We start from the raw sequence: 19,947 nt of genomic DNA, 5'->3' as shown, positions 1-19,947 counted from the left end.
TCCTTAAGCTGCCTGATGGCGATGGCTGTGCAAGGTTGAGAAATACAAATCCTCAAGCCCAGCAGCGGCTGGCGTAAACCCTTCAGGGCATGTATCAGCCATCACATTTAATATCGTTCGACCGGCAAGTAATCGTTTTGAGATGACCGGCAATACATTCTCAAGTTGTTGCGCTTCAGCCTGATCAACGGTTTTAGTCCAAATCTTCTCAGTTAACTCACTGACTAATTGCTGCGGATTTCCCTGTAATAGGATTTTTCCCGAGGCTAGCACCGCCATATTCGGGCAGAGCTCCGACACGTCCTCAACAATGTGAGTTGAGAGGATAACCACTTTTTCCTCGCCCAAACTCACTAACAAATTGTGAAAACGATTGCGCTCTTCAGGATCGAGCCCTGCGGTTGGCTCATCAACAATCAATAATTTAGGATCGCCTAGTAATGCCTGAGCAATCCCAAAACGTTGCCGCATACCGCCGGAAAAGCCACTTACCGCCTTATTTTTATGTTGGTATAAGTTAGTGTGGGCCAATAAGCCCTCCACGATTTCTTTGCGTTGCTTGCTCTGATTGATGCCTTTTAACACCGCTAGGTGGTCCAATAAGTCAAAGGCGCTAATTCGCGGATAAACATTAAAATCCTGTGGTAAATAACCTAAGGTTTTACGCAATGCCTGTGGGTCCGCTAAGACATCAATACCGTCGAAAACGATGCTGCCACTGTCAGCACTTTGAAGTGCAGCAATAGTTCGCATCAAAGAGGATTTACCCGCTCCATTCGGTCCTAGTAGGCCAAACATACCCTTCGAAATAGTTAAGTTAACCCCATCGAGCGCCCTAACGCCGTTATCATAGGTTTTGGTTAAATCAGTAATTGTTAGCATGCTTCCCTCTTGCTTTTATGTTCAAAATAACGCCAAGTTATCACAAATAATTAACCAAAACAGCAGTTACTAATGTATTCATGCACTTACCGAATGACTAACTAAATAATGCAAAGAGAAACAATCGATAGAATTAAAAGCAAAGGGCCCGAAATGGGCCCTTCAATATTGAAATGACTGATAATAGTCAATGATGTAAGTTTATCCCTATAGCAAACGCTAAATACAATTCCTTACATAAATCACGTGTTAACGGGAAGGCAGCGTGCCATCAAACACGCGCACTTTAATATTCTTCTTCAGATTTTCCTGATCCTGTTGCCATTCCTGCCACTGAGTCAGACTGATACTCAACTGCAAAGAGAAATCCGTGGAGATCCATTGTGTTTGTCCCTGCGCATATTGCGGCAGTGGCACAATATTTTTAGGGCCATTGAAGGATTCAGAGCATTGGAAGGACTTAAAGTAAACTTGGTCGATAGCCAGATCGAGCTTACTCGGCGTCGTCATACATTGGCCGCTTCCAGGCTCTTGGTAGGAAGCAAATTGGTACATAATCGCTGGGGTATTATTGCTGCTATCGGGCACGGAAGCCGTTTGATGGCAAGATAAGCAGCTACTTAGGGCATTATCTGCTGGACCGTTTAACCTGCCATTACACCCTAGATGCCCTGCATTGGTTTTCTCATTTAATCGTCCAACCACCTCTTGAAACACCGCGCTATCTTTAAGGCCTGACACCGGATTTTGTGGAAAGGCAGCCGCGCCCAAGTTTACAGGAGGGGTATCATTGCCCCACATAAGTCCAAGGGGTGAGATACGGTTCCACGGATTTTTCTCTTTTGCCTTAAATTGGCCGTCGGCCACAAAGGTGCCATAGGCCCAGCCTACTGGGGAGCGGCTGTCACGTACCGCGATATCAAACTGTAGCAAGTACACATCGGCGACCGAACGTGGACACTGCTCTGTTTCTTGCTGGAAGCTACAGGCACTACCATCGGCATTTTTACACTCACAAAAATCACTCGAACTGATATTAGCTTGCCATACAGGCACATTCTCTAAGAAGGGGTAATTATTGGGCGTAGCCGTAGTAAACAGCAATTTGCCAATCACACTGCCTTCATTAAAGGCAAAATTGGCTTGGGGCATCACAGGTGCAGCAGCCCCCGTCCACACCTTAGCTAAGCTGCCCGCAGCCTGAGGGTTATAAAAGCCGACGGCCCACATGGTGGTTTTAATATCGCCTTGGTCTTTCACCGCCATAGTGACGGGTGCTTCACGGGTTAATCCATGGATAAATTCGCGTCCACTCATGGGATCGTAGGTTTGATAAGGAATATGGTACCAAGAACGTACCTTGTTATTACACAGATCCCAGTCGGTATTAACATCACCACTGTCGATATTGCCCGCTTGGATATACTGCATAACGGCCCAAAGATAATTCCAAGCTTGGGTGTTCTTATCCTTTTCGGAGAGATTTTTATCGAAGGGATTGAACTTGAGCCATGGCATTTGCTGATCGACTTTGGCTGCGGAGTAGGCATCACTTAACTGAAAAATGGGCCCTTTCCAACCAGGATAGGCCTGATTAATGATTACTTGATTATCCCACATGCCGGTTTTGGCAAAGGCTGGGTCTTGAAAGTAACTCGGGTAAGTTCCTGTACAAGTGGAGCTTGAAGGGGCTGGTGTTTGGCTGGTTTGAGTTCCAGCGGCGTGGGCATTGGCTCCGAGCAAAACGCCAATCAATAAACTCGCAAGAGGTAGTTTCATCGCTTCATCCTTGAAAGTATTCGTCATCTTTAGGGTTTGCACCGCACCATGGCAATGCCAATTAAGCATAGACTAATTTTCCAAGTCGCGATTTTGCCTTCCACAGAAGTAAAAAGGCCATTTAGCATGGGCTAAATGGCCTTGATCGATTCCTAAGTCATTAGGAGCTTACTTCTGCTCGCGCGTCTTCCACAGGGAGAATAATACCCCCGCCAGCAAGAGGCCGAAGGTGACACCAAGGGATAAGGCCGTTGGGATTTTAAAGTCCACAATGCCTTCATGATTAAAGTACACCAGTCCGACTTTTACACCGATAAACACCAATACCACCGATAGCGCATACTTGAGGTACTCGAAACGATGCACCATGGCCGCGAGGGCGAAATACAATGCCCTCAAACCTAAAATAGCAAAGATATTAGAGGTATAGACGATAAAGGGATCTTGGGTAATCGCAAAAATCGCCGGAATACTGTCCACCGCAAACACCAGATCCGCGGTTTCGACTAAGATCAACGCCAAGAATAGAGGCGTTGCCCACCAGCCTTTGCGGAGTTGATGCTCCTCTCCCCTTACCCAAAACTTCTCTTGATGAAGGCTTGGGGTAAAACGCATTTTAGAGCGTAACCATTTGTAAAACTTATTATCTTGGATATCACCATGCTCATCATCGGAAAAGAGCATCTTAATACCGGTGAAAATCAAGAACAGGCCGAATAACACCAACACGCCTTGGTATTGCGCCACCAGTGCCGCGCCTAAGCCAATCATAATGGCACGTAGCACAATAACGCCCATGATCCCCCAGAATAACACTCGGTGTTGATACAGACGGGGAATGCCTAAGCTACTGAAAATAAGCGCGATAACGAAGACGTTATCCATAGATAAGGATTTTTCGATAAGGTAACCCGTGAAGTATTCCATCCCCGCGGTCGAACCCTTGTACCACCATAACCAAGCGCCGAACAACAGACCCATACAGATATAAAAGGCCGATAACTTAAGACTCTCTGCCACGGTAATTTCGTGTTGCTCTTTGTGTAGCACGCCTAAGTCAAAGGCTAACAATGCCAACACAAAGCCAAAAAACATTAACCAAACCCATATCGGGTAACCCACAAATAGCGTGGTAAAAAACTCCATAACACTCCCTAAAACCTAAAAATACCGAGTTTTCTCGGCCACATCGCCATGCTCGATCTTAATACTTAGCGACACCAAAAACAGTGAAACAGGGTAAAAAGTTTAAAATAGCAGATTAAAATTTGTTTAAATCCATACTAAACAGCCAAAACAACTAGTTGCACTAGACCCTCTCTTCGGAACATTTATCGTACTCTTATCAGATTTAAGCCTAGTCCTAACGCTCACGGACTCATCAATACTCACGCCTTAGCCAGCACAAATCGATAGCGTTTGCGCTAACGGTGTGAAAAGCGAGCTGTTTCAGCGCACTGTGTAACACTTGAGCATTAAGCGAAAATGAAAAAGTTCGCGGGCAAGCATGGCCGTTTGAAATAGCGTTAATGGCGAGTGTGACCACTCACCACAAAGGATAAAAAGGAGATTCGATGGGAAGTGAAAAACTACTCACGCCCGAGCAGACGGCGCGCGACTAATACCACAAGATGCAGTAACAACAGGCCACTAAAGGCTAAGCAGAAAAACAGTAAGGCGATGGAGTTGACCTCTCGAGGAGCGTCACTGTAGAGATACCACCACAAAGGCCAACCGATAAGCGACAGCAACGTCAACTGCCACATGCAGCGTTTGCAGCGGCCAATCTTTTGCCGAAAAATCGAAGTATTACAATCGTCGCACGCCATTAACGTTTTAATCCATTAGCTTACCGTAACGGCATAAGATATCACCAAGTTTGTCCTGTGCTAAATACCGCACTAGAGCGATGCCTTGAGGCGCCTCATACCCTCTTCTATCGACACTAAGGCATGATAACCAAAGTCCCGTTTTGCCGCGCTGATATCGAAGTAATGGCTACAGGAGAGCTGTTTGGCAACAAAGCGGGTCATTATCGGCTCTTCTTGCTTATTCAGCAGTCGATATGTCATTTCTAACACTGTGCCCACCACATAGGCCAGTGTCTGTGGCACGCGCGCGGTCACTGGCGGCAGCCCATCACAGGCTAGAATGAGGTTCAGCATCTTGGCCATAGTTACAGGCTCGTCGTTACTGACAAAATAGGCTTTCCCTTGGCACTTAGGCGAGACTTGGCAAAGCTCAACGGCCGCCAGAATGTGGGCATAAGCCGCATTATCGATATAAATGGTATCGACCAGTTTATCTTCACGGCCAACCAGTTTTAACTTTCCTAAACGGCCACGTTCCAGTACCCGCGGCACAAGGTGGGGATCGCCAGGACCCCAAATCAAATGCGGCCGCAGGGCAACGGTCTTTAGCGCATACGCCGATGCAGTTATCGATGCTTGATTTGCATCGAGCATCATCTTCTCGGCAATCGCCTTGGAGTGAGCATAATAATTTAAAAAACGGCTGGCGTAGGGCGTCGATTCATCAATACCCGATTCATCCTCGCCCGCAAAGGTCACGCTAGGGGTGCTGGTATAAACTAATTTGCTGATTTTAAGCGTTTTACAAGCGGCAATCACATTAGCTGCGCCCTTCACATTAGGGCAAAAATAGCTGTCCCTGTCGCCCCATACCCCCGCTTTTGAGGCCACATGGAACACGATATCGCAGCCCTGCATCGCCTGTTTGACTTGCTCAGGATTGGCTAAATCCCCCTGTACCATAGTCACGCCAAGAGCTTCAAGCTCAGGGTAATGGCCACGGGCAAACCCTGTTACCTTAATCCCAGCAGCAAGTAAGCGTAGGCAAATCGCCTTACCCAAAAATCCGCCCGCGCCAGTCACAAAGGCATGGCTGACCTTAGCCGCCAAGGCATAAAGCGCGACTTGCTCACGCTTATCGAGACTCAATTTGCTACATGCTTGGTCACCGCCCACTTGGTTTAGGCCTGTTGGTTGCGACGGCGTACATTCTAAGTCCGTAGGGGCGAGAGAAATGGAACAATTATCGGTCATCTTGCTATTCCGAGACACACAGTGCCGTTTACAGTATTAAGTTCAGCGCTTATATGCAATGGAATAATATTTCATCCCTATGCCACTAAAAAGCAACAGAAAATCTAGACGAGTAAGGTTAAAAGTCCCTTAAATGAACATCAGCCTTTGGTTTGCGATTGCGCCCAAACGGCTAATTTTTCTCTAAATATTTTGGCATTGTGCCGCACATCCACAGGGAAATCGGGATGAATGAGAAAACGTCTAATCCCCTGAGTGTGGCTATACTGCTCGGCAATCGCCATCAGCTCTTGATAGAGCTGCGCGCTCTTATTGCATACCAAAGATTGGTCAAGCTCAATGCAGATGAGGGGTTCAATCTCACTCGCGCCGCCTTGCCCCTTCACTTTGATCCCCACTAACGCCGAGCGCTTCACATTCGGATGGGTATTAAAAATACGCTCACTCGGAATGGAATAGTAACGTTTAATACACTGCCCGCCTTGGGTGGCATCCACTCTATGGGCTTTGCGGCCACACATCCACAACCGGCCGCTGTCGTCCAGATAGCCAAGGTCGCCCATTCTGTGCCTAAAGGTTTGCTGCTCGCGGTCCCAGATTTTAGCCGCCGTCGTTGCCTTTTCGCGGCGATAATAGGACTGGCTCACCATAGGGCCTGTTACCACTATTTCGCCAATTTCCCCCGCGTTAAGACGCAGGCCATTATCCCACTCAGGAATATCCGCTTCAGTGATGGCGATAATCTCGATGCTGACACCATCGATGGCGCGACCGACACAAATCCCACCACCATTATCTGTGGTTTGAGTCGTGGTAAATAGCTCATCGCTGGCGATCATGCTGATGGGTAAGGATTCGGTAGCGCCGTAGGAATTGAGTACAGGCACGCCGTCACTGAGCATTTTGCTAAAACGGGCAATCGAGGCAATGGTCGCGGGCGCGCCAGCGGAAATTACGCGTTTCACACTGCTGAGTTTATGTTGGCGCTTCGACTCGGTTTGCTCACCGGCACGGCCTAAACGCTCAAGCAATGCAGGATTGACAAAGATATTGCTGCATTGGTATTTCTCAATGGCGGCAAATAAAAATTCAGGATTGGCCGTAATCGGTTTACTGGCATCCATCTCAGGCACAATCGATGCCATACCGAGCGCCGGACCAAAGAGGGAGAATAGCGGAAATGTCGCTAAATCACGCTCGCCATGTGCAATGCCATAATCCTGTTTTAGCGCCTGAATTTGCGCCTCAAACATGCCATGGCTATAGACAACGCCCTTTGGCGTCCCCGTGCTGCCACTGGTAAAGAGAATCGCCGCCATCTCGTCATGCCTAAGCAGCACCATAGGATACTCAGCCTGTTCCGGCAATTTAGCCGCAGATGACTTAGCTGTAGATGTCTTAGCTGTAGATGATTTCGTTGTAGACGACTTAGCTGTTGATAAGAGTATCGACGCTAAACTTGGCGCGCCCGTGAGTAAGCGCGATAGCGTGCCAGCAACTCCGCGTGGATTAACATCCACGTTGATAAGATGCTGCACACTGCCCTTACCCCAGCCTAATAAGCGTCTGGCGATATGGGCTTTAGGGATACCGATAAAGGCATCGGGCGCAGCTTCAATAAAACATTGCTTAAGGTTTTTAATGCCCATGCCCGGGTCAACCAGCACGGGAATAATCCCCGCCTTAAACAGCGCAAACGTTAACGCAAAAAAATCCAGACTCGGTGTGACCATCAGCACCGCCTTCATCCCCCGCGTCAACCCATGGGCATTGAGCGCGAAGGCGATGGCATCGCTTTGTTTATCGAGGCTAATAAAATCGAGTTCTTGGTAAGTTAGGTTGGCAAGGGATTTCCCCTTGCCCTGTTGCACCGCAACCGCAAGATGATGGGGAATGTGATGGGCGGCCTGCTTTAAATGCCGACAAATATTGGCATCGCTTGCTTGCTCGGCGGTAGATGTCCCATGGCCGAACTGCGCATCCTCCACCCTAGCCATTAATGTAAGGCCTGTGGCGCTTGAGTCTCTGCCTCAGGCTCTGTGGCCTGTTCCATTTCAACGCGCTGCACTTCTGCCGCTGGCGTTTGCGCCTCAGCCATAAAGTGTTTGATATGGGTAATCACCTCATCACTCGCATCTTCGAGGATATAGTGACCACAATCGGCAAATTCATGCACCTGTGCATGGGGCATATGTTCGCGCCATTTGGCTAAAAAGTGCTTATCGAACACAAAGTCCTGTAATCCCCAGCAAATCAGTGTCGGCACCTTGGCAAACTTTGGCAGACTGGCGGCGATATCCGACACTAGCTGATAGTTTCTGTCACCCGGTTTTAGCGGAATATCCTGCACAAAACGCAGGGTCGAAATCCGATTCGCCCAGGAGTTAAACGGCGCGACATAGGCCTCACGGATGTACTTTGACATCGGCTGACGCTTTACCCCAACGTAGGAGGCAATTGATGAAAATGCATTAAAACCACGCACTAATACGGTGCCAAGCAGTGTATTACGGCAAATCCACAGCGCCAGCGGTAAAGGTTTAGTTTCGGGTAAATGGAAGGCGCCGGTATTTAAAATCACCAGACGTTTAATTCGTTCAGGGTAACGCGCAGCATAGCCCATGCCGATCATGCCGCCCCAGTCGTGGACGACTAAAGTAATGTTTTCGTTTACCTTTAGGCTGTCGAGCAGCGCCTCTAAATCGTCAATGCGATTCTTAAGGGTGTAGTCGTAACCGCTGTCATCCGGCTTATCCGACAGGCCACAACCAATATGGTCGGGCACGATACACTGGTGAGTATCCTTAAGGGCGCTCACGAGATTACGGTAATAAAAACTCCAACTTGGATTACCGTGCACCATGACCACAGGCTCACCTTGGCCTTCATTGATGTAATGCAGCTTGTTGCCATTACGGCTAAGAAAATGACGTTTAAACGGCAACAGAGTGTCTAACATGACGCTTCCTATCTTTTGTTTTAATTATTTTGTATTGGTAGCCTGTGCAGGTAAATTCACCTTTACCTATGCTCAGTGCTAATGCCCATCACTAAACCAATAAGCATAAAAATGCCCTAGCAAACCTTGCTCTCAAGCGTCGGCTAAGGCAAATAACAATCCTTGAAAACTACCACTTAATGCCCAGCATCATGCAGTTCAAACCACTGCCGATACCTAAAAAGCTCACCTGATCCCCTGGGCGTAAAAAGCCTTGATCGTGTGCCATGGCCGCTGTGACGGGTAAAGAAACTGTGCCCATATTGCCAAGCAGTTGATATGTTGGAAATTCTTTTTCAGGTGGAATATTTAACGCACTCAAGACCTGTTTGCGGTTTGAAGCGCCGACCTGATGACAGATTACTTTGTCGACCTGCTCGACCAACCAATTCCGCTGAGCGAGGAAATGCTCCCACGTGTGCTTTGCCAGCTCGACCCCTTCTTTGAGTAAGGTCACCGCATCGGTACGCATAAACTCACGGTAAATATTGTGACCTACTTCCTGCAAACCCCACTGACACAGTTGATGGTGCTGCGGCGCAGATAAATGGGAGGCGCCAAGTAACTGATGCTTACGCACATTCGTCAGCGGCAAACTGCCATCGGTCAAGATCACCGCCACCGCGCCAGAGCCGCCAGTTAAGGTCGCCAGCGACTGGGCAAAATTCTGCATGGTCGGATCGGCCAACATATTATCAATGGTCACATCGACAATATCCCGCGCCGATTCGCAGGACACCACCATGCCCGCCTTAATTTGACCAAGCTCGATACGGTTGGCAATGTCTAAAATGCCCGACAACACCCCAAGACAGGCATTGCTGATATCGTAAATCGCCGTGTCCTTCGACACACCTAAGGCCGCCGCAATCCGACAGGCGGTGGCGGGTTCGTGCTGGTCACGGCAAACGCCGGTATACACCACAGCGCCCAGCTCAGCGACTTCTATTCCCGTTTCTGCAATCGCCTTGTGCGCCGCTTTAATCGCTCCATCGGATAATTGATGCCCTTTGGGCCACCAACGGCGTTCGGTAATGCCCGTTAACGCCGCAAGTTGCCCCATGGGAATGCGAAATTTTTGATATAGAGGCGCGAGGCGAGATTCTAGCTCACTACTGGAAACCACCACAGGTGCCAGTTCATAGGCAAGGCTATTAATAAATACGCGGGAATATTTCATGAAACTGTTTTATTCGCTCACTAGGATCACTGATCTTTTAGGTCAGTTTTTAGTTGTTATGTGTCATTAAGGCGACATTTGAACAAGAAAAGCCCGATGATTCAATAAAAAACCATCTTTCGCCTTAGACTTGTCTCACAGGGTTTATAAACCCTTGTGACGATCATGCCGCCAATCCGTTAATTCAAAATGAACTAATAAAGAAATACTTTATAAAAAACAGTCAGGTATAACATTAAATAGTAGATTGTTTTTTACTCGCTCAATTTTTGCGCCAAAATCAGCGCATTTCTGGGTGTCACACTGTTTGCACAAAATTCCCTCAGGGTCACCCGATAGCCACTTTCCAGCAAAAAGCAGCAACGATCGAGAATTAACCACAGCTCTAGCGCACGGCGGAATAAATGCGCGGCCAAATCGATGCGTCGGGTTAACCTTTGTCGCTGTTTGCCTATCTCAAGCCAAGCGTCAAAATCACAATCTGCATCTAAGGTAACCGCCTTTTGCGCTGCCGCCCAATGGCAAAACTCGGCAAACTCACCACTCAGCTGACTTTGCTTTATTGCGGGTAAAGGTAAATAAGCATCTATGCCACGATAGCTTCGCTGCAACGCATCAAAACCGAGCCGCCAGGCGATTTCCTGATGCCGCAGCGCCTGTTGTTTCGGATTGGCGATCACGCTCTGTTGTAAAGGCAATTGCAGATCATGGCGACTTAAACGCAGCGCGCTGTGGTTAGCGAGTGTCGATAAGCCTTGATATTGATTAGCTTGAATTAAATGATAGCAGCAAGGTGAAATCGCCAGAGCCTGGGTGCCCGCCGCTGCGGCCAATTGCAGTAAACGCACATGCAAATCGCCACAGGCATGCAGCGCCACCGCCTGTTGCTGGGCGCGAAAAGGATTGGTTTGATGAGTGGAATTTTCGCAAGCATTACCTTCGATAGCGAAGGCATCAGCACAGATAAATCGCTGTGATAATTGCCATTTATCAGCAAAGGCTTGGCCCTCTTCACAGAGCATCGCCTGCCACTCGAGGCTTAACACATCCACACCACGTGCTTTGGCTATTAAGCGGCCTAAATGGCCTTTGCCCGCACACCACTCCAGCACGGGTAATCCCGCATCGGGCAAATGCTGCACAAAGGCGGTAATTTGCTCCCACTTACGGCCCTTTATATGGGCGCTAAAGTGAGCCAATTCGGCAACTTCAATGTTAGGTGAAGTAGCAGTTTCAATATCGTTAGAGCTAATGTCAGAGTCAATATCTGAGCCTATATCTGAGTCAATATCCGAGCCCTGCGAAAGTTCGGCAAAGGACAATGTGAGTAAAGACAGATCCCAGTCTAAGCCTAACGCGGCAATATCCTGCTTGAGTGCTGGAGATAAGGCATCGACTAACACCGATTGCTCGGCATCCAAGGTATCGAGCACGGCATCATCAAGCGCCCAAAGGGTGGTTGCTAGCCTTGGGAATTGCGCCGCCCAAGGCAGTGCTTTTGCCTCAAAGGCACGGACTTGCCACAGGGCGCGGCCCTGCTCAAGTAACTTATCCAATTGGATAAAGTGCGCCCTGAGCCTGTCCTGACGCTCGGCCCTTGCCTGCTTATGATTATCGCGCTTAATTGCCATGCTAAATTTGCTTTACTCTGATGTGTTCCATTTGACTCTCTTATTGGCCTTAGCCGTCAGTTTGAAAACAGTGCCGTCATTAAGCCTTTACGAATATTAAGGTGCATTTCACTTAATATCGCTGCCCAAATGGCGCCTAAAGCTGCTAGTATCGCCACAATTTTTGTCAGCCTGCATTACTCGCTGACCAGCATGGGAGATACGCCTTAACGCAGCAACAGTTAACGCTGCGGCCTCCCCCATTGAACCCGAAGACGAAAACCTGTTAAGAGGAAAAGTATGCTCTCCCCCTGCGTCGCCCGCTGCGGCTTAAATGATGAAGATTATTGCATGGGCTGTTTTCGGCATATCGATGAGATTGTCGCTTGGCGCGATAGTAGCGATGCAGAACATGCCGCGATTATCGCACAACTTCCCGCCCGCAAAGCCCATTTCGAAGGCGACGAAAATCAACAGGTGCTAAGCCGCGCTAAATGGCTGGAAGCCGAGGCACGACTTGCAAAAAAAGCCTGAAAATTTCAGGCTTTTTACTTTTATCGCTACTTTTTCATCATCGCCTTTAAATCGGCAAAGGGATTATAGGTCGCCGCCGCTTGCTTGGTTTCGGTAGTGCTACCGTAGCGGATCAGTTCTTCGAAGCGTGAATGTTCGTTATCGTGGCAATAGAGGCACAATAATTCCCAATTCGAGCCGTCGGATGGGTTGTTGTCGTGGTTGTGATCTCTATGGTGAACCGTCAACTCGCTTAAATTTTTTGAGGTAAATTCGCGGGTACAGCGGCCACAGATCCAAGGATACAATTTGAGCGCCTGCTCGCGGTAACCGCCCTCACGCTTTGCGCGGTATTCCCGCTCTTGGGCTAAGACTTGATCTAACTTACTCTGGCCTGGATTTGCTGACATGCTCACACCTAACTGATGACCCCTAAAAAAGTGCCCCAAGGATAATCCGACTTATCACTTGGGGCAATATTGTTACCGTCAAAAGCTTTTAGGCGACGTGGCCTTGATCGGCATTAGACAGATGCAAATAGTGCAGGTATTTCTCATATTGGGTGACCACATCCGCCAAAAGCTGCTCTTCGGTATAGCCCATCACATCATAGTGCTGGCCGCCCTGCTCTAAGTACACTTCGGCGCGATAATACCAATTGTTGCCCTGCTCTAACTCTTCACCGACCGGATTAACGATTTCAAAGCAGCGCATCCGCACACCGTATACGAAGGGTTGATAGGCTTCGTTGCTGATCACCAATCGCACTTTGCCGTCGAGATACTCAAGATCCGCCGTCAGGCCCTTACTCATAAATTGCTGACACACCTTAGATAACGCTGGTGTCGCGACATTATTGAGGAAGACACGCGCCTCATCTTCGGTGGGATGCGACACTAAGACTTCGATACGCTCCTCCCAGCTGATATTGGTCTTAGCATATTGCACACTGGTGGTATGGAGCTGCACACTGTTGATCTTCAGCCAATCGTCCTTAAGCGCCTTATACAGCCCTAAACACATCAGCAACATCACGCATAAAAATGGCATCGCACTGGCAATAGCGGCGGTTTGGAGTGCCTGTAAGCCACCCGCAAGCAGCAGCACCGAGGCCACCACACCCTGGAGTAATGCCCAAAACACCCGTTGCCAAACGGGCGCATTGTTATCGCCCCCCGAGGTCAGGTTGTCGATCACTAAGGAACCGGAGTCAGATGAAGTCACAAAAAAGGTCACCACTAAACAAATCCCAATGCCCGATAACAGGTGCGGGTACGGCATATGTTCAAAAAACACAAACAGCGCCACGGGCACATTGGTATTCACCGCTTCGCTTAGGTAGGTCGCGCCTTGATTCATAATGGCGTCGATGGCCGAGTTACCAAATACCGTCATCCACAAAAAGGTCAGCGCCGAAGGTACAAATAAAATGCCGACTAAAAACTCACGTATGGTACGGCCGCGACTCACCCGTGCAATAAAGGTGCCGACAAAAGGTGACCATGAAATCCACCAGCCCCAGTAGAGTAGCGTCCAACCGCCAAGCCAGTCTTCCTTATGCTGATAGGCATACAGATTAAAGGTTTTATTAACGATATCACTCAGATAACTACCGGTATTTTGCACAAAGGCCTGTAGCAACATTACCGTTGGGCCAAGAATTAACACAATCAGCAGCAGAATAAGGGCCAAGCCTAAGTTAAGCTCACTTAAGCGCTTGACCCCTTTATCGAGCCCCGAAAATACCGACAAAGTGGCAAGTAAGGTAATACCAATAATCAGCGACACTTGCACCGTGGTGTTATTAGGTAACTGCTCGAATAAATAGCTTAGGCCCGAGTTAACCTGCAACACCCCAAACCCGAGGGAAGTCGCCACCCCGAACATAGTCCCTAATACCGCAAAGGTATCGACGCAGTGGCCAATGGGGCCGTGGATGCGCTCACCGATTAAGGGATAGAGTGCGCTGCGAGGTAACAAGGGCAACTTATGCCGATAAGCAAAATAGGCCAAGCTCAGGGCAACCACCCCGTAAATCGCCCACGCATGTATGCCCCAATGGAAGAAAGTGATCTTCATCGCCTCTTTAGCGGCTGCCAAACTCTCAGGGGTTGCATCGGGCGGCGCTAAGTAATGCATCACGGGTTCGGCAACGCCGAAGAACATCAGTCCAATCCCCATCCCCGCCGAAAACAGCATAGCAATCCAGCTCTTATAGCTATAGTCGGGCACGGCATGATCGGGGCCTAGCTTAATATCGCCAAAGCGACTGACCATAACAAAGATGATAAAAATCAGAAAAATCGCTACACCAAGGATATACAACCAGCCCGCTTTCGCCTCTAGCCACGACTGCATGGATTTGAAAAAGTGATTGGCCTCGGTGGGCCAAATGGCGCAGATCATCACCATTAATGTGATAAAAAAGACCGACGAATAAAAAACCGGTGGATTAATACTCGACTTGATAGACATAAAACTCCCTTGTTCTAGCCAGTTCCCTATTAACATCCCTTCGATGTTGAAGAGATAGCACAATAATAGGTAACCCTAGCCTCAGCAGTATGTGGTCAGGATGAAATAGGCATAAATAATCCATGACAAGGGCTCGCGGTCAGCAATTCCTTGTGATGTCATACTCATATTGAAAACGCTTCCCCACTTTCCCGTTTGCTCAACGCTTTTGCTTGATAGTAAAGTCGGCAAACTGTTGACTCGATAAACAGCTAAACCGCTGCTAATGCCCTTTGAGAGCCTATCGCCCTCTCAAAGACAGCGAGCATCAACACCATGCGACCGAATCGCAGGGTTCAACCTCTACGGCGACATAATGCATATAAGCGGTTCGATATCGGTGATATCGAGGATGAGGAATACAAAGCGCGATTAGCAGCTAACGGTTAACCAGTAGCAAATATCGACTCGGCCTTGCTTAAGCTCTACTGGAGTGCCTTCGAACAGAGACCACATACTGTCGAAAACTGACTCAATAGAGACAAAGATAATGCTAAACAGCAGCTGCTGAATCAGCATAAAAAATGGCGACCTATTAAGTCGCCACCAGATTGTATCACAAAAATGCACCTATTTGACGTAAAAAACCAAAAACCACTTATTCGGCTTTAGTTTTTACCGTTGCCGCGCCCGGCGTTTGCGAGATACCCGCCGTTAAATTAAAGCGCATCGCCTCTTCAAAAGACCAGTCGACTAAAATCAAATCTTCACGTTTGACTAGGCTAGTCACCCCCGCCATTTGGTAACTGAGTTGGAATAACACAGGCACCCAATCTCCTTCGGGTAAGGCATCGAGCAACGGCTGCGGCGGTGTATCCGTCATAATAAAGCCCACCACAAACCCGCCATTGGCCTGTTTAACCAACACGGTTTGCTGAGTATTGGGTTTGCCCTCACGGTTCATTAAGGAAGCGATATCACGAATACTGCCATAGACAGATTTAAACAGCGGAAAACGCATCAGCTGACGTTCAATCCAGCCATAGAGCCACACAATTGGACTCACCGAAAACAACAGGCCCACCGCAAACACTATGGCCACGACTAAGATAAAGCCCGCGCCGACAAAATGTTGGTTAATCCCTACCAACTCTAAAATAAAAATCCCTAAACCATCTAACGATACAAACAATGACCAAAACAACCACAGGCTTAAAGCCATGGGCAGTAGGTTCATCAAGCCACGGGCTAAGGTTTTCTTCATTACAATCTCATCAAATCCAATGGGATAAAAAAAGGCATAAATTATTTACGCTAAAAAGCGCGTTAAATGCTACCACAGAGTCACTTATGCACCAGCACTTGATGTAAGGTAAGGCGCAGAGAACACCAAACCGCTACGACATCGAGGGAAAGAATATGCGCGTGACCCGCCTAGACCATTTAGTGTTAACTGTGAAAGATATCGAGGCCAGCGTCGACTTTTATCAACGCGTGTTAGGGATGAAAAAGTCCGTATTTGGTCAGGGCCGTATCGCATTAAGCTTTGGCGATCAAAAAATCAATCTTCACCAAGCAGGCGCCGAATTTGAACCTAAGGCAAACCTTGCTACGCCCGGCAGCGCCGATCTCTGTTTTGTGGTCAGCCACAATATTGAAGAAGTGATCAACCACTTAAACAGCCTTGAAGTTGAGATTATTGAAGGCCCAGTCCTGCGCACCGGCGCCACAGGTCGCATCAACTCCGTCTATATCCGCGACCCCGATTTGAATCTATTGGAATTATCCGAATATCTGCCGGCCTGCACGCAGTAGCGCCTAATCCAATCATTTTTAATCGGCACAAATAACCTTATTTCAGAATGCGGATACTATAGATTATTGTTTTGCAACGATAATAATCAGTAACAGCTAGCCAATGAAGTCAACAATAAACGGAATGATAAGATGATAACAATACCCATCCTAGGTTTGCTTGAAGTTGATCCCTATGATGGCTGGCTTAAAAGCCAACCCATTGAGATCAATGCGCTAAGCGGTAAATTTGAGTTTATCTTAGAAGAGTACGAAACCGACCCACAGGTGGAGGATTTTCATACTGCGGTACAACATTTTCTCGCCCTAGACCATACCGCACTCGAGCAAGCTCAGGACGCGATTTACCAATATTATCAAGATTGCTGCACATACATTACGCCTGCGAGCGAAGAATATATTGATATTCCTAACCCAAACCAAGTATGGCGCCATATTGAGTTTGGCGACGAATTAATGGTGTCACGCCGCGCCCATGGGGATAACGCCGTGTATATCTCCCTTACTTGCCACTGCGATTGGGAGCCCGAGCACGGTTTACAAATCGTGTTTAAACAAGGATCAACCATCAATAAAATTGGGGCTTTTGATGGACACCTTTCCCACGCAGATGCCTATGACGATCCTAGATTCGAAGACATGGTCTATGTGCCGTGTTGCAGATAAATTCAGATCGTTTATCTGATTATCTATCTGATTTATAATATTTTTCATTTATAACGCTAGGCAAGTAACATAATACTCGGCTGAGCATCAATTTATATAGGCTAATGTTTTGAAAGGAAAAGTTGTCTCATACCTTGCCGCTAAAAAGTATGGGTTTATCCAAGGCGATGATGGTGAAAGCTATTTTTTGCATTTTTCTGAACTATTAGACAAGAAAGATGAAGGCAAGTTAGTCAAAGGCAGAATGGTCCATTTTGATCCAACGCCCACACCTAAAGGCCTAGCCGCCAAAGCGATCAGTTTGCCCGAAGTCTTTATCAGGGAGCGATTAGTTGACTTTTTTACCACTAAAGACCGCCACCCTAAAAACGGCACAGTGCTTGTTAGCTATCCCATTACGACCCGCTTTTTTAAAGACCCCAGCGAAGGAAGACGTCATTTAGAACAGCTTGCAAAGCATTGTGGATGCAATGCAGTACTGAATGTCAGCTTTGAGAAGGACACTTTCTCAAAAGGTAATTATCGCTATACGGTACACGCCTTCAAAGGTGAACTCGCCCTAGTAACCGAGAAAGTTCCTGCTGACTCTCAAGAACTGGTTATCGCCTCTGCACAGTTACTCGAAAAACGAAAAGCAGATGTAGAGCAGACAGTTAAACAAATGAGTGAAGCCGAAAATTTAGCACGACAAAAACAACTGTCTGGTTGTCTAGGTACCCTTGCCATGATCACGCTGATACCGCTCGCACTGGTGCTCAGTGCTATAGCGGTTTTTCCTGCTTAGCGAGTTTAAAACAAGTCGATAGTGTTATTTATTAAAGAATATATGGACGGATTTATAACCCATGATAACTGGCTTAAACTGACCACCGTGTTTGGCAAGCTATTTCACTGTTGCTTCCCCAGTGACACGCCATAAACTCATCCCTGAGGGCTCGACGGCGGCATCCATGCCGCCAACGGTCACAGTTGCAACAATGACAATCTTTACGACCATTGAACTGTTCATCTAGCTAAAAACTTTTTGCCCCATTCCTCGTTAGCAATGTGGCATTTAGCTTACTTCAACATGAGTATGCTGCCCCAATTTTAGTAATGATACAAAGGCTACGGATCTCAGGCATTATCAGTTTTATCCAATCGCAATTACGTTAGCCAATGTGAAATATGTGGTACGAGTGTTAGTTGAATGCGAGGCCCAAATGCAGTCAATCAAGGTCAATAATTAGTCGGGCATCAGTGTAAAAGAATGAAGAAGCTAAAACGATATCAATTAATTGCCCATCAAACTGTATAAAAAATCGCTACCGCAGAAAAGCAAATTCCTATAGCATCATTTATACCAATTGACATGGATGTGGCAGCAGCCAAGTCCAAGAAGCGATTTATGCCTGCAAACAGCGCAGGGCATAAATACTAAGAAGTTAGCTTATCCAGATTCAAACAAACATCGCATTTAGGAGTATATTATGACGTGCCAACAACAACATCGCTATAATGCAGAATTTGAATTACTTCCACATGATCAAAGCCATTTTAATGGTCGTCATAAATGTGCTGGTTGTGCATATGATTATGGTTACTCACTTGGAATAGCAAAGGCTCAGTCGTTACATATTGACTTTAATTCTTTGCCAGATAGTCAAGCCGGAACAGTTCGTCATAAAAGTGTTCAAGCCGCTTTCGCTAAAGGATACTTAGACGGCGTACTTGCATCATATTGAGTAATACAAGAAGCTAACAAATTGCTTAATTTCGTTCCGGCCACAAAAGGCGTGGCCTCCAAGGGCCTGCCAGCGCTGTGGCAGCCCATTAGCAAAGCGTTAACAGTCCTAGGTCGTGCGTAGAGATAAATTAGAGTGGATTGATGCAGCAAGAAATATTTTTGAAAGCTATTTGCGATATAGCGAGAAAAGGAGTGCCTACTGGCTTCACAGGTCTAGGTGTTATATTGATAAATAATGATATAGGAACGCTACCAATTTCACATCTTCTAAGTGAAGATGGCTTCCTAACAGAAGATTTAGATGCTCAGAATGTTGTCAATTTCCTATTTTCCATTTCTAACATTAAAGATAAAAGACATGATGGTTTTCATGTTGTCAGTGGAGACTCTCGGCTCTTAAAAATATCACAATATTTTAGTCCCCTGATACCTAAAGGCTTTAATGGAACGGTATTTGATGTGGGCGCGAGATATCGAACAGCTCAATACGGCTCACTCTATGAGAATGTAACGTCAATCATCGTTGTTAGCCAAAAGGGAGAAGTTTCTATTGCAAAAAAAGGAGTTGTGGAGTTGATCGTTACATGAATCAAGCAGAAGTCAAAATATTTGCGACTGGATCAATTGTAATAGGTGCTATCGTTTGGATTATTCCTTTTTTGATCAATAGGTTCGAGGTTCTCTCTCTTGAAAGTCTTAAATACATCAACTTAGGTATTACGGTTACTGGACTATTTTGGTTTTCATATTTCAAGTGGGCCTGGAAATGGAACTATATAAGAAAGCTTTTATATCGGCCAAACCTAAACGGAACTTGGTTGGGTGAATTTGAATCTGATTGGAAAAATGATCAGGGTCATGTAAATCCACCCAAAAGGTTTGTTCTCGTTATTCGTCAGCACTGGTTTACTATATCTGTAAGAGCTTTCACAAACATACAAAAAAACAGAATCTTATGTGGAAACTCTAATGCTAGATGATAGCAAGGGTACAAAGCTTCTTGCTTACCTATTTTCTGAAAAACGCTCAAGAACAGGGGAGCATGGCTCAAGACAAGGAGCCGCGGAGTTAGATCTAGTAGAAACAGAAGTAAATAAGTTATTAGAAGGTCATTTTTGGACACAAGCGGGAACACGCGGATATATACTGGTAAAACAAATATCTAGTAATGATCACATAGACTCTTTTGAGCAAGCAGAAAATAAGTGGTCAGTTAGTGATTGTTGGGAGTCAATTCAGGGTAGCAACTGTTAACAAGT

Annotated in this window: 21 protein-coding genes; 8 read left to right on the top strand and 13 right to left on the bottom strand. The window is 46.9% G+C overall.

What is annotated here, in order from left to right:
• Positions 1 to 3: 3 nt before the first annotated feature.
• From HG547_RS00930 to HG547_RS00890, 9 genes are all read right to left on the bottom strand, one after another.
• The gene (locus HG547_RS00930) at positions 4 to 882 is read right to left on the bottom strand and encodes an ABC transporter ATP-binding protein (RefSeq protein ID WP_169546613.1); all 879 of its coding nucleotides are present in this window, start codon (positions 880 to 882) and stop codon (positions 4 to 6) included.
• A gap of 249 nt (positions 883 to 1,131) precedes the next feature.
• Positions 1,132 to 2,661: a hypothetical protein gene (locus tag HG547_RS00925; RefSeq protein ID WP_169546612.1), complete on the bottom strand. Its 1,530-nt coding sequence runs from the start codon at positions 2,659 to 2,661 to the stop codon at positions 1,132 to 1,134.
• A 168-nt stretch (positions 2,662 to 2,829) separates the two neighbouring features.
• Positions 2,830 to 3,807, bottom strand: coding sequence for a TerC family protein (locus HG547_RS00920; RefSeq protein ID WP_169546611.1), 978 nt, complete (start codon positions 3,805 to 3,807; stop codon positions 2,830 to 2,832).
• Between the two features lie 443 nt (positions 3,808 to 4,250).
• Positions 4,251 to 4,490 (bottom strand): DUF3624 domain-containing protein, encoded by a 240-nt coding sequence (locus HG547_RS00915; protein ID WP_109285294.1) that lies wholly within the window; start codon positions 4,488 to 4,490, stop codon positions 4,251 to 4,253.
• Between the two features lie 72 nt (positions 4,491 to 4,562).
• A complete protein-coding gene (gene oleD, locus HG547_RS00910) occupies positions 4,563 to 5,726 on the bottom strand; it encodes a 2-alkyl-3-oxoalkanoate reductase (RefSeq protein WP_248278671.1) in 1,164 nt (387 codons plus the stop codon).
• A 140-nt stretch (positions 5,727 to 5,866) separates the two neighbouring features.
• Positions 5,867 to 7,723 carry an olefin beta-lactone synthetase gene (gene oleC / locus HG547_RS00905; protein ID WP_169546610.1) on the bottom strand — a complete coding sequence of 619 codons (1,857 nt, stop codon included), beginning with the start codon at positions 7,721 to 7,723 and terminating at the stop codon, positions 5,867 to 5,869.
• Entirely contained in the window at positions 7,723 to 8,685 is a 963-nt protein-coding gene (locus tag HG547_RS00900; RefSeq protein WP_169546609.1) for an alpha/beta fold hydrolase, read from the bottom strand. The genes oleC and HG547_RS00900 overlap by 1 nt, the downstream gene beginning before the upstream one ends.
• A 169-nt stretch (positions 8,686 to 8,854) precedes the next feature.
• Complete coding sequence (locus HG547_RS00895; RefSeq protein ID WP_011717598.1) at positions 8,855 to 9,904, bottom strand: 3-oxoacyl-ACP synthase III; 1,050 nt, start codon at positions 9,902 to 9,904, stop codon at positions 8,855 to 8,857.
• A gap of 254 nt (positions 9,905 to 10,158) precedes the next feature.
• Positions 10,159 to 11,535, bottom strand: a complete 1,377-nt coding sequence (locus HG547_RS00890) for a methyltransferase (RefSeq protein WP_211164504.1) — start codon at positions 11,533 to 11,535, stop codon at positions 10,159 to 10,161.
• A gap of 279 nt (positions 11,536 to 11,814) precedes the next feature.
• On the opposite strand from HG547_RS00890, the gene HG547_RS00885 reads away from it, so the two are divergent.
• Positions 11,815 to 12,048, top strand: coding sequence for a DUF1289 domain-containing protein (locus tag HG547_RS00885; protein ID WP_011623302.1), 234 nt, complete (start codon positions 11,815 to 11,817; stop codon positions 12,046 to 12,048).
• 26 nt (positions 12,049 to 12,074) lie between these two features.
• Here HG547_RS00885 and HG547_RS00880 read toward each other — a convergent pair whose 3' ends face one another.
• The 4 genes from HG547_RS00880 to HG547_RS00865 all read right to left on the bottom strand — a co-directional run bounded on the left by HG547_RS00880 (position 12,075) and on the right by HG547_RS00865 (position 15,745).
• Positions 12,075 to 12,437, bottom strand: a complete 363-nt coding sequence (locus tag HG547_RS00880) for a YajD family HNH nuclease (RefSeq protein ID WP_011717601.1) — start codon at positions 12,435 to 12,437, stop codon at positions 12,075 to 12,077.
• Positions 12,438 to 12,525: 88 nt separating this feature from the next.
• Positions 12,526 to 14,502 (bottom strand): BCCT family transporter, encoded by a 1,977-nt coding sequence (locus tag HG547_RS00875; protein ID WP_144345813.1) that lies wholly within the window; start codon positions 14,500 to 14,502, stop codon positions 12,526 to 12,528.
• 411 nt (positions 14,503 to 14,913) lie between these two features.
• A complete protein-coding gene (locus HG547_RS00870; protein WP_169546608.1) occupies positions 14,914 to 15,060 on the bottom strand; it encodes a hypothetical protein in 147 nt (48 codons plus the stop codon).
• 79 nt (positions 15,061 to 15,139) lie between these two features.
• Positions 15,140 to 15,745: a DUF502 domain-containing protein gene (locus HG547_RS00865; protein WP_011717603.1), complete on the bottom strand. Its 606-nt coding sequence runs from the start codon at positions 15,743 to 15,745 to the stop codon at positions 15,140 to 15,142.
• Between the two features lie 155 nt (positions 15,746 to 15,900).
• Between HG547_RS00865 and HG547_RS00860 the strand changes: the two genes are divergently transcribed.
• The 7 genes from HG547_RS00860 to HG547_RS20745 all read left to right on the top strand — a co-directional run bounded on the left by HG547_RS00860 (position 15,901) and on the right by HG547_RS20745 (position 19,942).
• Complete coding sequence (locus HG547_RS00860) at positions 15,901 to 16,296, top strand: VOC family protein (RefSeq protein ID WP_055646786.1); 396 nt, start codon at positions 15,901 to 15,903, stop codon at positions 16,294 to 16,296.
• 132 nt (positions 16,297 to 16,428) lie between these two features.
• On the top strand, positions 16,429 to 16,962 hold the full coding sequence (locus HG547_RS00855; protein WP_050991394.1) for a hypothetical protein: 534 nt from the start codon (positions 16,429 to 16,431) through the stop codon (positions 16,960 to 16,962).
• 109 nt (positions 16,963 to 17,071) lie between these two features.
• Positions 17,072 to 17,746, top strand: a complete 675-nt coding sequence (locus HG547_RS00850; protein WP_047538552.1) for a cold shock domain-containing protein — start codon at positions 17,072 to 17,074, stop codon at positions 17,744 to 17,746.
• 685 nt (positions 17,747 to 18,431) lie between these two features.
• The gene (locus HG547_RS00845) at positions 18,432 to 18,686 is read left to right on the top strand and encodes a hypothetical protein (RefSeq protein ID WP_169546607.1); all 255 of its coding nucleotides are present in this window, start codon (positions 18,432 to 18,434) and stop codon (positions 18,684 to 18,686) included.
• A gap of 143 nt (positions 18,687 to 18,829) precedes the next feature.
• A complete protein-coding gene (locus tag HG547_RS00840; protein WP_169546606.1) occupies positions 18,830 to 19,276 on the top strand; it encodes a diadenylate cyclase in 447 nt (148 codons plus the stop codon).
• A complete protein-coding gene (locus HG547_RS20750) occupies positions 19,273 to 19,668 on the top strand; it encodes a hypothetical protein (protein WP_211164503.1) in 396 nt (131 codons plus the stop codon). Before HG547_RS00840 ends, HG547_RS20750 begins: the two co-directional genes overlap by 4 nt.
• On the top strand, positions 19,658 to 19,942 hold the full coding sequence (locus tag HG547_RS20745) for a hypothetical protein (protein WP_211164502.1): 285 nt from the start codon (positions 19,658 to 19,660) through the stop codon (positions 19,940 to 19,942). Before HG547_RS20750 ends, HG547_RS20745 begins: the two co-directional genes overlap by 11 nt.
• Positions 19,943 to 19,947: the final 5 nt, after the last annotated feature.

The sequence above is a fragment of the Shewanella sp. DNRA4 genome (assembly GCF_012843185.1).
Taxonomy (GTDB): Bacteria; Pseudomonadota; Gammaproteobacteria; order Enterobacterales; family Shewanellaceae; genus Shewanella; species Shewanella xiamenensis.
Note: the sequence above shows the minus strand (reverse complement) of the source record. Positions and strands in the feature narration are given on the sequence as shown.

Excerpts from the sequence above, each read along its gene's own strand:
- HG547_RS00930 (WP_169546613.1), bottom strand. The coding sequence starts at position 882 with ATGCTAACAATTACTGATTTAACCAAAACCTATGATAACGGCGTTAGG.
- HG547_RS00925 (WP_169546612.1), bottom strand. The coding sequence starts at position 2,661 with ATGAAACTACCTCTTGCGAGTTTATTGATTGGCGTTTTGCTCGGAGCC.
- HG547_RS00920 (WP_169546611.1), bottom strand. The coding sequence starts at position 3,807 with ATGGAGTTTTTTACCACGCTATTTGTGGGTTACCCGATATGGGTTTGG.
- HG547_RS00915 (WP_109285294.1), bottom strand. The coding sequence starts at position 4,490 with ATGGCGTGCGACGATTGTAATACTTCGATTTTTCGGCAAAAGATTGGC.
- oleD (WP_248278671.1), bottom strand. The coding sequence starts at position 5,726 with ATGACCGATAATTGTTCCATTTCTCTCGCCCCTACGGACTTAGAATGT.
- oleC (WP_169546610.1), bottom strand. The coding sequence starts at position 7,723 with ATGGCTAGGGTGGAGGATGCGCAGTTCGGCCATGGGACATCTACCGCC.
- HG547_RS00900 (WP_169546609.1), bottom strand. The coding sequence starts at position 8,685 with ATGTTAGACACTCTGTTGCCGTTTAAACGTCATTTTCTTAGCCGTAAT.
- HG547_RS00895 (WP_011717598.1), bottom strand. The coding sequence starts at position 9,904 with ATGAAATATTCCCGCGTATTTATTAATAGCCTTGCCTATGAACTGGCA.
- HG547_RS00890 (WP_211164504.1), bottom strand. The coding sequence starts at position 11,535 with ATGGCAATTAAGCGCGATAATCATAAGCAGGCAAGGGCCGAGCGTCAG.
- HG547_RS00885 (WP_011623302.1), top strand. The coding sequence starts at position 11,815 with ATGCTCTCCCCCTGCGTCGCCCGCTGCGGCTTAAATGATGAAGATTAT.
- HG547_RS00880 (WP_011717601.1), bottom strand. The coding sequence starts at position 12,437 with ATGTCAGCAAATCCAGGCCAGAGTAAGTTAGATCAAGTCTTAGCCCAA.
- HG547_RS00875 (WP_144345813.1), bottom strand. The coding sequence starts at position 14,502 with ATGTCTATCAAGTCGAGTATTAATCCACCGGTTTTTTATTCGTCGGTC.
- HG547_RS00870 (WP_169546608.1), bottom strand. The coding sequence starts at position 15,060 with ATGCTGATTCAGCAGCTGCTGTTTAGCATTATCTTTGTCTCTATTGAG.
- HG547_RS00865 (WP_011717603.1), bottom strand. The coding sequence starts at position 15,745 with ATGAAGAAAACCTTAGCCCGTGGCTTGATGAACCTACTGCCCATGGCT.
- HG547_RS00860 (WP_055646786.1), top strand. The coding sequence starts at position 15,901 with ATGCGCGTGACCCGCCTAGACCATTTAGTGTTAACTGTGAAAGATATC.
- HG547_RS00855 (WP_050991394.1), top strand. The coding sequence starts at position 16,429 with ATGATAACAATACCCATCCTAGGTTTGCTTGAAGTTGATCCCTATGAT.
- HG547_RS00845 (WP_169546607.1), top strand. The coding sequence starts at position 18,432 with ATGACGTGCCAACAACAACATCGCTATAATGCAGAATTTGAATTACTT.
- HG547_RS00840 (WP_169546606.1), top strand. The coding sequence starts at position 18,830 with ATGCAGCAAGAAATATTTTTGAAAGCTATTTGCGATATAGCGAGAAAA.
- HG547_RS20750 (WP_211164503.1), top strand. The coding sequence starts at position 19,273 with ATGAATCAAGCAGAAGTCAAAATATTTGCGACTGGATCAATTGTAATA.
- HG547_RS20745 (WP_211164502.1), top strand. The coding sequence starts at position 19,658 with ATGCTAGATGATAGCAAGGGTACAAAGCTTCTTGCTTACCTATTTTCT.